A 13,743-nucleotide genomic window follows, 5' to 3' on the forward strand; every position below is an offset into this window, starting at 1 on the left:
ACATAGAATGCGGAGGCGTTAAAAATAATTGAAATCTAGGCGTTAAAAAATTCCTGCTGTTTGAAGTCGAAGCAAAGCGAAGACAAGTTTTAGGGATTTTAGAATAGATTTCAATTATTTAGCTGAGCATTCAAGTCTTGAACTTTTGGTTCTTTTGTTTCAAGACAAAAGAACTAAAACCAAAATAATTCTAACTTTTTTCATAATTTTGGCAAATGTTAAAGAAACTCGATCAATATATTATAAAAACATTTTTCGGGCCGTTTCTATTTATTTTCAGCGTGCTGTTTTTCATCTTTATGGTGAATATTGTATGGATTCAGCTTTCGCAGTTTACAGGAAAAGGCTTGAGCAATTGGGAAATTGTAAAATTCTTGTTTTATCTGAGTGTAAACGTTGTCAAAATGGTATTACCTCTGACCATTCTTTTGGCTTCCATTATGACTTTTGGAGATTTCGGGGAGCGCTATGAACTCGCGGCCATGAAATCTGCGGGAATTTCCCTCACGAGAATTATGATGCCTCTGTTTGTAGTAGTTTCTTTACTTTCCATCATGCTTTTTGTGTTTTCGAATAATGTGATTCCAGATTTTCAGAGGAAGGCCAAAAACATGATGTACAATATTGCCGCCACCAAACCCGCCATCAACTTTACCGCGGGACAATTCATCAACTCATTGCCTGGAGCAACAGTAAAATTTGACAAAATTTATGGGGAAAACGGGGAACATTTAGAAGGCGTTTTTGTGCACAAAGTGGCCAATGCTTATGAAGACCAAAGAACAATTATCGCTAAAAAAGGTGAATTTACACCCGCTGCGAATAGAAATTATTTGAAATTGGTTTTATATGATGGCTATATTTTCGAGGATAATATTCAAGATAAAAATTATTTAGAACGACTGAAACAGCCTGGTCAATCGGTCAAATTTGATTCTCTGGTTCAGCATTTTGACGTGAGTGACGTCATCAACAAAGCCATAGAAGACGAAAAAATTACTGACGATTACCGTTTTCAAAATTATAAAGAAATTAATAAAACGATTGTAAAGGTTAAGAAAGAAAACGATTTTAGTTTTAATTCTATTAACTCAGAAATGGTAGGACAAACCAATAATTATGTGACTTACATCGACAAAATTAAAAATCCTGCCAAACCTACAGAACCTTTTGCAATAGAAAAATTAAAAGAAGATAAAAGGTTAGAAGTCCTCTATCAAGCATATACTAAAATTTCTTTTCTACAAAACGAAAAAAAGAACAAGGATACCCAAATTTTAGATATTGTAAAGTATTACAACAAGATTATCATGTATCAACAAGGGATTATTGCTTATTCGGTGACTTGTCTTATTTTCTTTATGATTGGCGCGAGTTTGGGTTCTATCATCAGAAAAGGAGGTGTAGGTTTACCTGTGGTGATTGCAATTATTATTTTTATTGTCTTCTATGTGATGAACTTGACCATAGAAAATATTACTTGGAAAGGGAAACTCAATCCTTATTTCGGAGCTTGGCTTTCTAATTTGGTTTTATTTCCTTTTGGTGTTTGGCTCACGTATAAAGCACTTACCGATTCTCAAGTTTTCGATGTAGAAAAATACAAAGCACTGACCAAGCCTCTTTGGAGCAAATTTGTGAAAGAAAGAGAACACGAACGTTATCAATAATTCTAGATTCTAGATGCTAGATATGAGATTCTAGATATGAGATTCTAGATTTTATAATAAAAAAACTCCAGAGAATTCTGGAGTTTTTGTTTTGCTTATGTTTATAGCATTAGATTTTGAAAATATCTGTTTCTTTTGCTTTAAGATGTTCGTCTGCTAATTTCACATACTTGTCAGTCAGTTCTTGGATTTTAGCTTCTGTATCTTTGATGATGTCTTCAGAAACGCCATCTAATTTTTTAAGTTCTTTCATACCATCATGTCTAGCATTTCTGATGGTTACTTTGGTTTGTTCGGTTTCCGCTTTCGCTTGTTTTGCTAAATCTCTACGTCTTTCTTCAGTTAATGGTGGAACGTTTAGAATAATCGTATCTCCATTATTAGAAGGTGCAAAACCAAGGTTAGAATTGATAATCGCTTTTTCAATGGCGTTAATCGCTGATCTATCCCATGGTTGAATAGAAATCGTCATCGCATCTGGAACAGATACATTCGCAACTTGATTGATTGGCGACATTGCTCCGTAATATTCTACCACAACATCTTGAACCATAGACGTAGAAGCTCTACCTGCTCTAATTTTTTGGAAAGCGTGATCTAAGTGCTTAATTGCAGCATCCATTTCTTGCTTTACCATATCCATAATCATGTTTAATTCTTCCATTGTATATTGAAAATTTGATAAGTTACACATTATATATTCACAAGAGTACCTACTTCTTCGCCTAAGACTACTTTTAATAAATTACCGTCTTTATTCATGTCAAAAACAATGATTGGTAAATTATTTTCTTTACTTAGGGTAAATGCAGTCATGTCCATTACTTTTAAATCTTTCTCAAAAACTTCGTCATAAGAAAGCGAATTGAATTTTACTGCATCTGCATTTTTTTCTGGGTCAGAATCGTAGATTCCATCTACTCTCGTTCCTTTCAGAATTACATCAGCACCAATTTCTATAGCTCTCAATGTAGCAGCAGTATCTGTCGTAAAATACGGATTACCTGTTCCTGCTCCGAAAATTACCACTCTTCCTTTTTCCAAGTGTCTTACTGCTCTTCTTTTGATGAAAGGCTCTGCTACTTTGTCCATCTCGATTGCTGATTGCAATCTGGTTTTAATGCCTTGGTCTTCTAGTGCGCCTTGTAACGCCATTCCATTAATTACGGTAGCCAACATTCCCATATAATCGCCTTGCACTCTATCCATACCTTTGGCTGCTCCTGCTACTCCACGGAAAATATTTCCTCCACCTATTACAATTGCTAATTCTACGCCTGCATCTACTACTTTTTTAATTTCTTTAGCATATTCTACCAATCGATCATTATCAATTCCGTATTGTCTGCTACCCATTAAAGCTTCTCCGCTTAATTTTAAAAGAACTCTTTTGTATTTCATTGTTATATTTTTTTATCAAAATTGGTGTCTCAAAAAGTATAGATTTGAGGCAAAAAATAAATTTAATGCAAATATAATGAATCGTAAAGAATTTCGTTAATAGAATTATGTTTTCACATTTAATTTTTGTTAAAGTGTAAAATAAATTATTTTTGCAAAGTTATAATTGAAATTTTGAAGAAACTATTTACCACATCTTTCTGTTTATTCGCATTATGGTCTTCTGCACAAACTGGAACCAAGGTCTATCCTTTTCTGAATGTTCCCGTTTCTGCCAGACAAGCTGTTTTAGGTGGTGATGCGGTTTCTGTAAGAGATTATGACGTGAATTTTGCAGCCATCAATCCTGCTTTGATGAATCTAGACATGGACAATAGAATCGGGATTAATTACGGTTCTTACATTGCGGGTTCTAATTTGGGAAGCATTAATTACGTGAAAGATTTAACGGCAGGACATTTCATTTCCGTCAATGCTAGAGTTTTGGACTTTGGAAAAACACCCAGAACCGATGAATTTGGGAATGTAAATGGCGAATTTTCTGCGATGGATGCTTCATTTGGCGTAGGTTATGCTTATCAGTTTGATGATGATTTCACGATTGGCGCCAATGTGAATTACCTCACTTCTAAAATCGACAATTACACTTCTTCGGCCATTTCGGCAAATGCTGGAGTGACTTATCACAATGAACAATCCAAAGAAACGGTGGCTTTGGTTTTCAGAAATTTTGGATATCAAATTAAATCTTACAACGGAACCAAAGAACAATTGCCTTTCCGAGCAGATATTGGTTACACCAGAATTTTACCAGAATTTCCTTTGGCTTACACCATTACTTATCATGATTTGCAGCAATTCAATATTTCTCAATCATATGATATCAATGGCAAAGAAGTTGGTTTTGGCAGAAAATTGATGGACCATCTTTCTGGTGGCATCGAATTGTTTCCTGAACAAGCCTTCAACATTAGAATGGGTTACAACGTAAAACGCGGAAACGAACTCGCAGTTCTGGACCAAAGAAATTTCTCTGGATTGAGTTTTGGTTTTGGAATCAAAATCTCTTCTTTTAGATTTGATTATTCCCATGTTCGTTATCACAACGCCGACAATGTAAATCAAATTGGCTTAATGCTGGATTTGTTAGAACTTTCTGGGAATAGACGTTGATGATTTTAGATTCTAGATTTTAGATTTTAGAAAACTAATCGAAAGAAATCTTTTGTATATTTGGATAAATAACTTTTCATACCGCAAAACGTTATCTGCAATTGTATAAAACATCACTCTGCATTTAAACGTTTTTCCAAGTCATTAAAAACACCATTTAGGGTGCTAATAATTTTTGATAAATCCAATTTTTCAAGGAATTTATGAGTATAAGATCCCTTTTGATAAATTTTATTACTCATCTTAAATAACTCTTTCAAAACTTTCAATCCTTCTTGGGAAACTTTTTTAGGTTTCTTAACTTTCAAAAATTCACAAATTCCATCTAGATCCTTTATAAACCAATCTTCAATCATTTTTTCAGATTTTATTTCATAAAAAGATTTTATCCCTAACCCCTTAACTCCCTTTCTTACTTTAGTCCAATTTGTTGGTGGCTTTTTTGCTAATTCAAATACATCTGTATCGTAACAACAAAAAACGCTTATTTCTAAACCTTTATATTCTTTATCTTTTAAAATCTCATTTTTTAATTTTGAAATAACTCTAGCCTCAAATCTTCCTATACCTTTAAGGTTTATTATTTTCACCTCAGGAAAAGGATTATTTGATTTTTCTCTATAATAATTAATCAATAATTTATAGAATTCAGCTTCAGTATCACCTTCAACAAACAGAACAACTAACTTAGATCGGTCTTTCATTAGCTACACATTTCGTTAAAAAAATCATTTTCAGATGATTGACATTCAATCATTTTTTCAAAAATCAAATCTCCTACAGAAATATTTTCATCTTCTGCTAATAAAAGTAATTTATTGAACTTTGTCTTTCTTAATTGTTTAAATATCGCTAAACCTTTTTCATTCGGAGTTCCTATTTTAATATTAGAAAAATCTAAATATTGAATTAAGTAAGGTGAATGGCTACTTAAAAGAATTTTTGAATGTTCTAATAAATTATCCAAAATAATAAGGAGTTTTTGTAATAAACCTGGATGAATAGAATTTTCTAATTCTTCATATGTTATTAAAGGAACTTTATTGATTTCTGCTGCTATTGCTACAGATACTACATAAAATATTTTTTGCGAACCCGAAGATAAGCTTGTAATACTTGTCTGCTGATTATTATTTTTCTCTTTTACTCTTATATCATAAATTTTCTCTGGAAAATCTAATGGTAACTTTAATTTTTCATCATCGTTATTAAAAGAGAACTTTTCTTTTAAATCAATTTCAACTGGTTCAAAATCTTCTAAAGAAGGGAGTAAAGTCATTACCGCATCTTTAAAAAGCTCAAAATACTGTGGTTTTTTCTTTGAAAGTCCATAAATAAAATATGCTGAATTTGCAGCTTCATTCATAGATAATGAATAATCATTTTTTACAATTAAATTTTCATTATTTTGAATCCTAATTTTTTTAAATAAATCATCAGGGTTTTGTAACGTATCAACTGATGCTATAGTTAACTCGTTGATAACTTTTATAAGTGGGTAATAAAATAAGTCATCAAAACTTTCTAATTTATTAATAACCAATTCATCTTTATCAATTTTTATTTCTCTATCGCATCTCCCTGTCTTTGATGGTAAATAAGTTGCTTTATTTAAACCCCTTTTTATAAAAGTAGAATATTTTAAATCAATATTTAAATCTTTAACCTTCAAAGACTCTTCTAATATCCTTTTGCCTTTTTCTTTATCGTTCTTTATCCAATCAAATGAATATGAATAAATAATTGAAAATTTTGAAGATTCACTTATTTCAATTTCAAATTTAAAAGGTCTATCGTCAATATTCTTATTATAGGGTATAAAAGGTTTAAAAGCCATCATTTTAGCTTTAGTTTTTGATTGATTTTTTATAAAGTCAATTCCAAATTGGATACCTTTAATAATATTTGATTTTCCATAATTATTTAAAGCAACAAGAGTATTGATTTTGTTAAAGTCCAACTCTACATTTTCAACATTGGAAAAACCTCCAAATTTCACCCTAACTATTTCCATAATACGAAATGTTTTATTTCATTTAAAATGCAAAAATAGTAAAATATATTTAAAAAATGAAACAAAACGAAACAAAAAACAACTTAATAGAATACAACCACAACCATTCCACCTCTCATTTTTCAAAAAATAATTTTCTAAAACATAAATCTCACCTCTTTTAATCTTCCATAAACTCAGCAACCACAAAAAGGTTTTTCTTTTGGTTATTTTCAAATTCAAAAAACTTTAACGAAATTTGTAGCATGAACAAAAAACCAGTTATTGCTATTGACGGATTTTCATCTACCGGAAAAAGTTCAATTTCTAAAGTGATTGCCCAAAAACTTGACCTCATCCACATTGATACAGGTGCACTCTACCGTGGAATTACGTATTTCGCTTTAGAAAACTGCCTTAATGACAGCCAAGAAATAGACATAAAGTCACTCTTTGAAAAATTTGACCAAATTCATTTGGAATTTATTTTAAACAATGGCGTTTTAGAGCTTTTCCTCAATGGTAAAAACATCGATAAAGAAATTCGTGAACCTAGAGTTTCTGACCATGTAAGCCTCATTGCAAAACAGGCAGAAGTAAGAGCTTTTTTACTTGATTTTCAACGAAATTTAGCCCAAAAAGGTGGTGTCATTATGGACGGAAGAGACATAGGAACTGTTATTTTGCCTCATGCAGATTATAAATTTTTCATCACCGCCAGTCCAGAAGAAAGAGCCAAAAGAAGACATCTGGAACTGCAACATTCTGGCGTAGACATTTCTAGAGAAGAAGTTTACGAAAACCTAAAAACCAGAGATAAAATTGATAGCGAAAGAGCGGTAGCTCCACTAAAAAAAGCAGATGATGCCATCTTGATAGACAATACTTTACTGAACAAAGAAGAAACCATAGCATTGATTCTATCACATATTTCGAAATAAAAAATAGAATCTATTCATACAATTTTAACATAAATTTGTGAAAATTTTCCTTATATTTGGTATAGAAGTTGTGAGAATGAAGAGGTAAACGAAAATAAATTATTAACACTAAATTATTACAAAATGGAAAAAGGTAAAAATACAGCAGGAATTATTGCAGGTCTTTTAGCAGGTGCTGCAGTAGGTGTAGTTCTAGGAATGCTTTACGCTCCAGAAGAAGGTAAAGAAACCAGAAAAAAACTAAAAGCTAAAGCAAATGATTTAAAAGATCAAGCATTAGATGAATATGATAAAGTATCTGAAAAAGTAAAGTCGGAATACGGAAATCTATCAGACAAGGCAAAAGAAAATTTAGATAAAGTAGTTTCTAGCGTAAAAGATAGCTACGAAAAATACAAACATACCGCAGCCAATAAAGCTTCGGAAGTAGTAAAAGAAGTAGAAACAGAGCTAGATGCTTTAAAATAATCTATAAAGTTTTTATAAAATTTTATAAAGGAACTTATCATAAAAGTTCCTTTTTTTGTACCTTTAAACAAAGAAATTTGCCATGATAGACCTCATCAAAGATTACGCAGAAAAAAAAATAGAACTCGTAAAGCTAGATGCTACCGAGAAATCTCTTAAAATCATTGGAGTTTCAGTACCTGTAATGATTATCTCTGTTCTTGCCATTTTCTTTATCTTTTTGTTAAACGTGAGTTTAGGTTTATTCTTAGGAAATTGGCTCCACAACTTTGCTTATGGCTTCCTCATTCTTGCAGGATTCTATTTATTGCTCATTTTATTGGTCTTTTTAATGAGAAATTACATTAAAAAATTCATCACCAATAAGGCAATAGAAACGCTTTTTAACGATTAAAATCCAAGACATGAAAAACTTAGAAGACTTAAGAAAACGCAAGGAAACTTTAAGAAAAGAAATTGCCGAGTTAGAAGACATCGCAGCATTTAAAAATCCTAAAGAAAGTTTAAGTGCCATCACTCATGGATTCACAGACCAATTTTTAGTTGATAAGACTGACGAAAACGGAGAACACCGATTAAAACTGAAACCCGCAGAAATTCTAAGTTTTGCAACTGGTGGCGCTTCCGAAAATTATATCAAAACCAAAATTAATCAATACGGCGAAGAAAAAATAGGCATCAATACTCAAAACGTAGTAGGAAGCATCGCTGAAAATGCCATCAAAATAGGATTGGCAGCTGTAGTGACCAATTTTGCGAAGAAAAGCCTTTATCATAGCAGTTGGAAGAAAAAAATAATTGGCATTGCACTTATTTATTTGGCTCCCTTTATTTTAAAATTTTTAAGAGAAAAATTAGAAGAATACGAAGAACGTGAAGTTTTAAAAAGCCTAGAAGAAATTTTATAATATGGAAAAGGAATTTGTAGATTTTAGAACTACCATACAACATTCATGGGAAAATTTCCTAAGTCAATTGCCGGCAATTTTGATGGCAATTTTGGTTTTTATTGCGGGAATTTTCGCCATTAAACTATTTTCAAAAGTTGTTACTAAATTCATAGACGAAAAATCAAAAGATTCTATCGTTACAGATTTCTTGGTGAATATCGTTTCTTTTATCCTCACCATTTTTTTGGTTATCGTTTGTTTGGGGATTTTAGGCTACGGAAACATTACCGATAAAATTCTAGCAGGAACTGCGCTCACCACTTTTATTGTAGGTTTTGCTTTAAAAGATATTGGCGAAAATTTCTTGGCAGGAATTCTTATGGCATTTAGAAGACCTTTTAGAATCGGCGATTTAATCGAAGTACAAGGAATGAGAGGCAGAGTAAAAAAAATGTCGCTCAGAGAAACCAATATTAAAACTCTTGACGGAAAAGATGTTTTCATTCCCAATTCCATTATACTTAAAAATCCACTTGAAAATTTCACGCACAACCAACTTTTGAGAAGTGAATTCTTCATTAATGTAGATTATTCCGAAGATTTAGAAAAAGTGATGAAGGATATTTTACACATCATCAATTCGTTTGAAGAAGTAGAGAAAAATCCTCATGCAAGTGTTTATGTACAGGAAATAGATGGCGAAAAAATAAAATTGCGTGGCGCTTATTGGTTCAAAACGACTGATGTAAACGCTCCCGGAAACAGTTTAAAATCTGAAATATTGTTCAAAGTTATTCATTACATCAAAAAACAAGACATTCAAATCGAGGAAAACTCTCCCAATCCTGATGATGAACGAAAAACGGTAAAAGAATAATTTTTACTTCAAAAAACGTAGTTTTTCTTGGAGACAAGTGAATTTCACCGGTGCATAACCGATGAATTCTCCGTCCATATCAATGGTTAAAGCCAAACCATCTGCATTTTCGATGAAAACTTCCTGTGCCGAAGTATAAGAAACTTGTGGATGATTGATTTTTTTGCATTTTTTAGCGGTCCCAATATTTCTAAAGTAATCTAACAAACTGATGTCTCCCACATTGGTAATGGCAAAATCGCCATCAGAAATCTCTGCATGAGGCGCAATTCCTATAGCATTCCCGAAATATTTGGCATTGGCAACTACATAATTCAGCACTTTTCCTTGCCACGTAAAATCTTTGGCAGTAACCTTGATGGTTTTCTTTTTGTACATTAAAAAAGTAGAAAGAATGGCAATGAAATAATTCACATCGCCTGGAAAAACCAAAGGCAATCTTTCTTTACTGATGACTACTTCTCCCCCAATTCCTACATCTGAAACATTGATGAAAAAACGCTCAGCTTTTTGTTTTTCTCGATTCAGAAATTCTGCAAACCCCACATCTACAAGCGCAGAAGAATCTTTTGCAATAAGCGATTGCAATTCGTCTATGGTTGTATAACCTAGATTTTTGATAAAATCATTGCCGCTTCCAGATGGTAAAATCCCAATTTTTATTTGAGAAATCCTCTCCCAATCATAGCCATGTTCTGTACGAAACGCTTCTATTAATCCATTCACTATCTCATTCAGCGTTCCATCTCCACCTACTGCAATAAAATGGGTAAAACCTTCTTCCACCGCTCTTTTTGGCAAGGTTAAAAAATGCCCAGAATATTCTGAAATAAAAAACTGATAGTCTTGATTGAGAAAATGATGCTGAATATCGATTTCAATTTTCTTGAAATGTCTAATCGTAGGATTGATGAAAAAGGCGATTTTTGGCATTGAGAGAGGTAAAGGTAAAGGTTGAGGTAAAAATTGATATAAAAATTAGCTTTTAAAGATAAACATTTTTCTCAAAACTAATTCCTAAATCCTAACCTCTAATTCCTAAATCCTAATCCCTAAATTTTAGAAAAAATCTGTCCTAGAATGATTCCTGTCGCCATCGAAACATTAAGGCTTTCTGTAGATTGCTTTTGTCCGAATCGAGGAATGGTAATGTTTTGGGAAACCAATTTTTCAACTTCTGGTCGCATTCCGTTTCCTTCATTGCCTAATATAAGATTGAATTTCTCAGGAAAATCAAAGTGATAAATATTTTCGCCCACCATGTCTGTTCCGATGTTTACAGCGTCTGTTTTAGCCAAATATTCGGTTAAATCAGTATACACCACATTGATTCTAGCAAAAGAACCTTTGGTAGACTGAATCACTTTTGGATTGTACACATCTACGGTGTCTTGACTGCAAATTACCTGCTCTATTCCGAACCAATCTGCCAATCTGATGATGGTTCCCAGATTTCCCGGGTCTTGAATTCCGTCTAAAATAATCTGTATTTTCTGTTGCTCTAGCATTTCAGTAGAAGGCAATTCTACTACTGCTACAGAATCTTTTGGTGTTTGCAGAAAACTAATTTTCTTCAGTTCACGTTCTGTAATCGGATGAATATCTGTTTCGGGGAAGGATAAATCTTCGGGTTGAATAGAAAAAATTTCTTGAATTTTGTAAGAGGAATGTTTCAACTCTTGGATTATTTTGTTACCTTCAACCAAAAACAAATTGTATTTTTGTCTGAACTTCTTTTTGTCCAGAGACTGAAAAACTTTTATTTTATGAGCAGTAAGCATTTTTTTAAATATTTTCAAAAATACCACATATTTTTATCTTTTGCAATCCTCGTTTGGTTTCTTTACGCTTGTAACAGTACCAAGAAAGTTCCGAATGGTGAGTATTTATTGACCAAAAATAATTTTGAATATGTAGACCGAAAAGATTTCGATGAAGAAATCCCGAATTTTGTCAGTCAAAAACCCAATAAAAAAGATCTCTATTTGTTCCCTACTCGTTTATGGATTTATAACATGGCGAATGCGAAATATGACAGCATTCTAAACGAGTATCAAACGTTTCCGAGACAAATGAGAAATCAAAAACTGAGAGATTCTCTTTATGTGAAATACAATCATCCAGAATTGAAGGGCAATAGTTTGTTTTGGAACAGAGTTTGGCATTCTTTAGGGAAACCTCCTATTATTTTAGAGCAAGGAAAAACCGAAACCAGTGCCAATTCCATTAAAAAATTCTTGGTGTATAAAGGATTTTGGGACGCTCATGTCGATTTTTCCCACAAACTCGATTCGGCGGCAAAAAAAGCACAAGCCAATTACAAAATCACGTATAAAGATCCTACTTATATCAACGGATATTACTACAATATTCCCTACGAAAACATCCGAAATATTTACGAAGAAAAAATTACAGAATCTAAAGTAAAATCAGGAGATGTTTTAGACCAAGAAAAATTAGAAGGCGAGGTCAAAAGAATTACCGAACTCATGCAAGAAAAAGGCTTTTACAGCTTCAATAGAGATGGTGGCGAAATTTATTTTACGGCAGACACTTTGCAAAGCAGAAAGCAAGTTCCACTCACCATGGATATTTTGAAAGACACGCTGAAAACACCTTACAAACAATACACCATTGGCAACGTAGAAATTCAATATTTAGAAAAAATCACAGATAAGCCAGAGCTAGATACGGTTCATAAAGATGCTAAAATTAAAAGAATAGATAAACAATATAAACTAAAAGCACTTTGGAGACCTATTACGTTGAAAAAAGGTGAAATTTACAACCAAAAAAATCTTGATCTTACCAAAAGAAACTTCATTGCCCTTAATAATTTCAGTATTGCGAGCTATGAAGCATCACCAGATCAATACAGCAATCCGAATGATACGATTATCAATGTAAAATACAAACTCATTCCGTTACCGAAATATAATTTTAAAACGGCGATTGATTTACATTATTCTCAAATTTTGAACTTCGGGTTTTCTCCTTCTGCCGAATTGACGGCTAGAAATGTTTTTGGTGGCGCCGAAAACTTTACCGGAAGTGTTTCTGGAACCTTTGGTACGGTTTACGATGAAAAAAATCCAAACGCGTTGTTTAACGCTTCTGAATATTCCCTACAATTTGGGTTGAATTTCCCAAGATTGCTTTTGCCATTTAATACCGAAAAATTTGTACCCAATAAATATTCACCTGTTTCTACAGTGAATTTAGGTGCTTCGGTACAGAATAATATTGGGATGGACAGAATCAACGTGAACGCTGGTTTGAATTATTTCATCACCGTGAATGAAGTGATTTCTCACCGATTATCCGTTTTTAATACGCAGTTTTCATTTACCCGAAATAAGAATAAATATTATGATTTATTCAAAACGGAAGGAGATATTAAAGACGGAATTTTTAATCTTTATGATATCTATAATCCGGGTGCTATTAACTTAGACACAGAAGCCAAATCTAGATTATTGCTTAATGATACAGGTTTTGCGAATAGTCTTTCGCCAACTGGTTTAGATTTATTGCTCAATTTCAGACAGTCAACCATCAAAAAAGACCGATTGACCCAAGACGTTCTCATCAATTCTTTGGCTTACAATTATATCTACAATGAAATCGGGAAAAAAGGCTATCAAAACCCATTCTTTTTGGATGCTAAAGTAGAATTGGCTGGGAATTTATTGAGTATTTTCAGTAAAAACAATACGGATTCTGGGGTTTTGACCAACAGCAAAACGATATTCGGCATTCCGATTTCTCAGTTTGTGAAATTCGATATTGATGCGAGAAAATATTTTACTTTCAAAAACAAATCACAGTTTATTGTAAGACAATTTATTGGTGTAGGAATTCCTTATGGAAATTCTAGCAACATGCCATTTATCCGTTCGTATTTCAATGGGGGAAGTAATGACATCAGAGCTTGGATTGCTTTTGGTGGATTAGGTCCTGCCGATACACAAATCGACCAAAAAGTGAGAGCTTATATGATGGATAACGTAAAATTGACCACCAACATAGAATACCGATATCCATTTAATGAAATGTTTGAAGGTGCCGTTTTCGCAGATGCTGGAAACATTTGGAGCACCAAAGATTCAGGAATTGGCGATGAATTTAAGTTCAATAAATTTATTTCTCAAATGGGATTGGGTTCTGGTTTCGGATTGAGAATGCATGTAGCCTACATTACCGTAAGAATAGATTTAGCCTACAAATTACACGACCCAAATCAGCCAAAAGGCGAAAGATGGGTTTTTGACAAAATAAAACCATTTAAACCAACCTTCAACTTCTCGATTGGTTATCCTTTCTAAAAAAA

General features: G+C 32.8%; 14 protein-coding genes. 8 read left to right on the top strand and 6 right to left on the bottom strand.

Features of this window, described 5'->3' with window-relative positions:
- The first annotated feature begins 215 nt into the window (after positions 1-215).
- A complete protein-coding gene (locus KKQ76_RS06050) occupies positions 216-1,670 on the top strand; it encodes an LptF/LptG family permease (protein ID WP_213196265.1) in 1,455 nt (484 codons plus the stop codon).
- A gap of 109 nt (positions 1,671-1,779) precedes the next feature.
- On the opposite strand, the gene frr is transcribed toward KKQ76_RS06050, so the two are convergent.
- Complete coding sequence (gene frr / locus KKQ76_RS06055) at positions 1,780-2,334, bottom strand: ribosome recycling factor (protein WP_213196266.1); 555 nt, start codon at positions 2,332-2,334, stop codon at positions 1,780-1,782.
- Between the two features lie 29 nt (positions 2,335-2,363).
- Complete coding sequence (gene pyrH, locus KKQ76_RS06060) at positions 2,364-3,071, bottom strand: UMP kinase (protein WP_069796895.1); 708 nt, start codon at positions 3,069-3,071, stop codon at positions 2,364-2,366.
- Between the two features lie 174 nt (positions 3,072-3,245).
- On the opposite strand from pyrH, the gene porQ reads away from it, so the two are divergent.
- Positions 3,246-4,244, top strand: a complete 999-nt coding sequence (gene porQ, locus KKQ76_RS06065; RefSeq protein ID WP_213196267.1) for a type IX secretion system protein PorQ — start codon at positions 3,246-3,248, stop codon at positions 4,242-4,244.
- Positions 4,245-4,357: 113 nt separating this feature from the next.
- On the opposite strand, the gene KKQ76_RS06070 is transcribed toward porQ, so the two are convergent.
- Both KKQ76_RS06070 and KKQ76_RS06075 read right to left on the bottom strand, forming a co-directional pair.
- Positions 4,358-4,948 carry a hypothetical protein gene (locus KKQ76_RS06070; protein ID WP_213196268.1) on the bottom strand — a complete coding sequence of 197 codons (591 nt, stop codon included), beginning with the start codon at positions 4,946-4,948 and terminating at the stop codon, positions 4,358-4,360.
- A complete protein-coding gene (locus KKQ76_RS06075; RefSeq protein ID WP_213196269.1) occupies positions 4,948-6,258 on the bottom strand; it encodes an AAA family ATPase in 1,311 nt (436 codons plus the stop codon). The genes KKQ76_RS06070 and KKQ76_RS06075 overlap by 1 nt, the downstream gene beginning before the upstream one ends.
- 245 nt (positions 6,259-6,503) lie before the next feature.
- Between KKQ76_RS06075 and cmk the strand changes: the two genes are divergently transcribed.
- From cmk to KKQ76_RS06100, 5 genes are all read left to right on the top strand, one after another.
- On the top strand, positions 6,504-7,178 hold the full coding sequence (gene cmk / locus KKQ76_RS06080) for a (d)CMP kinase (protein WP_213196270.1): 675 nt from the start codon (positions 6,504-6,506) through the stop codon (positions 7,176-7,178).
- Between the two features lie 123 nt (positions 7,179-7,301).
- On the top strand, positions 7,302-7,646 hold the full coding sequence (locus tag KKQ76_RS06085) for a YtxH domain-containing protein (protein ID WP_213196271.1): 345 nt from the start codon (positions 7,302-7,304) through the stop codon (positions 7,644-7,646).
- Positions 7,647-7,728: 82 nt separating this feature from the next.
- Positions 7,729-8,040: a phage holin family protein gene (locus KKQ76_RS06090; RefSeq protein WP_213196272.1), complete on the top strand. Its 312-nt coding sequence runs from the start codon at positions 7,729-7,731 to the stop codon at positions 8,038-8,040.
- Positions 8,041-8,050: 10 nt separating this feature from the next.
- Complete coding sequence (locus KKQ76_RS06095) at positions 8,051-8,554, top strand: phosphoribosyl-ATP pyrophosphatase (protein ID WP_213196273.1); 504 nt, start codon at positions 8,051-8,053, stop codon at positions 8,552-8,554.
- Between the two features lies 1 nt (position 8,555).
- A complete protein-coding gene (locus KKQ76_RS06100) occupies positions 8,556-9,413 on the top strand; it encodes a mechanosensitive ion channel family protein (RefSeq protein WP_213196274.1) in 858 nt (285 codons plus the stop codon).
- A 3-nt stretch (positions 9,414-9,416) separates the two neighbouring features.
- Here the strand turns inward: KKQ76_RS06100 and KKQ76_RS06105 are convergent, their stop codons facing one another.
- Both KKQ76_RS06105 and KKQ76_RS06110 read right to left on the bottom strand, forming a co-directional pair.
- On the bottom strand, positions 9,417-10,346 hold the full coding sequence (locus KKQ76_RS06105; protein WP_213196275.1) for a diacylglycerol/lipid kinase family protein: 930 nt from the start codon (positions 10,344-10,346) through the stop codon (positions 9,417-9,419).
- Positions 10,347-10,465: 119 nt separating this feature from the next.
- Positions 10,466-11,194, bottom strand: coding sequence for a TrmH family RNA methyltransferase (locus tag KKQ76_RS06110; RefSeq protein WP_213197479.1), 729 nt, complete (start codon positions 11,192-11,194; stop codon positions 10,466-10,468).
- On the opposite strand from KKQ76_RS06110, the gene tamL reads away from it, so the two are divergent.
- Positions 11,180-13,738, top strand: a complete 2,559-nt coding sequence (gene tamL / locus KKQ76_RS06115; protein ID WP_213196276.1) for a translocation and assembly module lipoprotein TamL — start codon at positions 11,180-11,182, stop codon at positions 13,736-13,738. The two genes, KKQ76_RS06110 and tamL, sit on opposite strands and share 15 nt — an antisense overlap.
- Positions 13,739-13,743 lie beyond the last annotated feature (5 nt).

This window comes from Cloacibacterium caeni, assembly GCF_907163105.1.
In the GTDB taxonomy this organism is placed as follows: Bacteria; Bacteroidota; Bacteroidia; order Flavobacteriales; family Weeksellaceae; genus Cloacibacterium; species Cloacibacterium caeni_A.

What these genes read in the sequence shown, in the direction of transcription:
- KKQ76_RS06050 (WP_213196265.1), top strand. Translation starts at nt 216, where the DNA reads ATGTTAAAGAAACTCGATCAATATATTATAAAAACATTTTTCGGGCCG.
- frr (WP_213196266.1), bottom strand. Translation starts at nt 2,334, where the DNA reads ATGGAAGAATTAAACATGATTATGGATATGGTAAAGCAAGAAATGGAT.
- pyrH (WP_069796895.1), bottom strand. Translation starts at nt 3,071, where the DNA reads ATGAAATACAAAAGAGTTCTTTTAAAATTAAGCGGAGAAGCTTTAATG.
- KKQ76_RS06070 (WP_213196268.1), bottom strand. Translation starts at nt 4,948, where the DNA reads ATGAAAGACCGATCTAAGTTAGTTGTTCTGTTTGTTGAAGGTGATACT.
- KKQ76_RS06075 (WP_213196269.1), bottom strand. Translation starts at nt 6,258, where the DNA reads ATGGAAATAGTTAGGGTGAAATTTGGAGGTTTTTCCAATGTTGAAAAT.
- cmk (WP_213196270.1), top strand. Translation starts at nt 6,504, where the DNA reads ATGAACAAAAAACCAGTTATTGCTATTGACGGATTTTCATCTACCGGA.
- KKQ76_RS06085 (WP_213196271.1), top strand. Translation starts at nt 7,302, where the DNA reads ATGGAAAAAGGTAAAAATACAGCAGGAATTATTGCAGGTCTTTTAGCA.
- KKQ76_RS06090 (WP_213196272.1), top strand. Translation starts at nt 7,729, where the DNA reads ATGATAGACCTCATCAAAGATTACGCAGAAAAAAAAATAGAACTCGTA.
- KKQ76_RS06095 (WP_213196273.1), top strand. Translation starts at nt 8,051, where the DNA reads ATGAAAAACTTAGAAGACTTAAGAAAACGCAAGGAAACTTTAAGAAAA.
- KKQ76_RS06100 (WP_213196274.1), top strand. Translation starts at nt 8,556, where the DNA reads ATGGAAAAGGAATTTGTAGATTTTAGAACTACCATACAACATTCATGG.
- KKQ76_RS06105 (WP_213196275.1), bottom strand. Translation starts at nt 10,346, where the DNA reads ATGCCAAAAATCGCCTTTTTCATCAATCCTACGATTAGACATTTCAAG.
- tamL (WP_213196276.1), top strand. Translation starts at nt 11,180, where the DNA reads ATGAGCAGTAAGCATTTTTTTAAATATTTTCAAAAATACCACATATTT.
- KKQ76_RS06110 (WP_213197479.1), bottom strand. Translation starts at nt 11,194, where the DNA reads ATGCTTACTGCTCATAAAATAAAAGTTTTTCAGTCTCTGGACAAAAAG.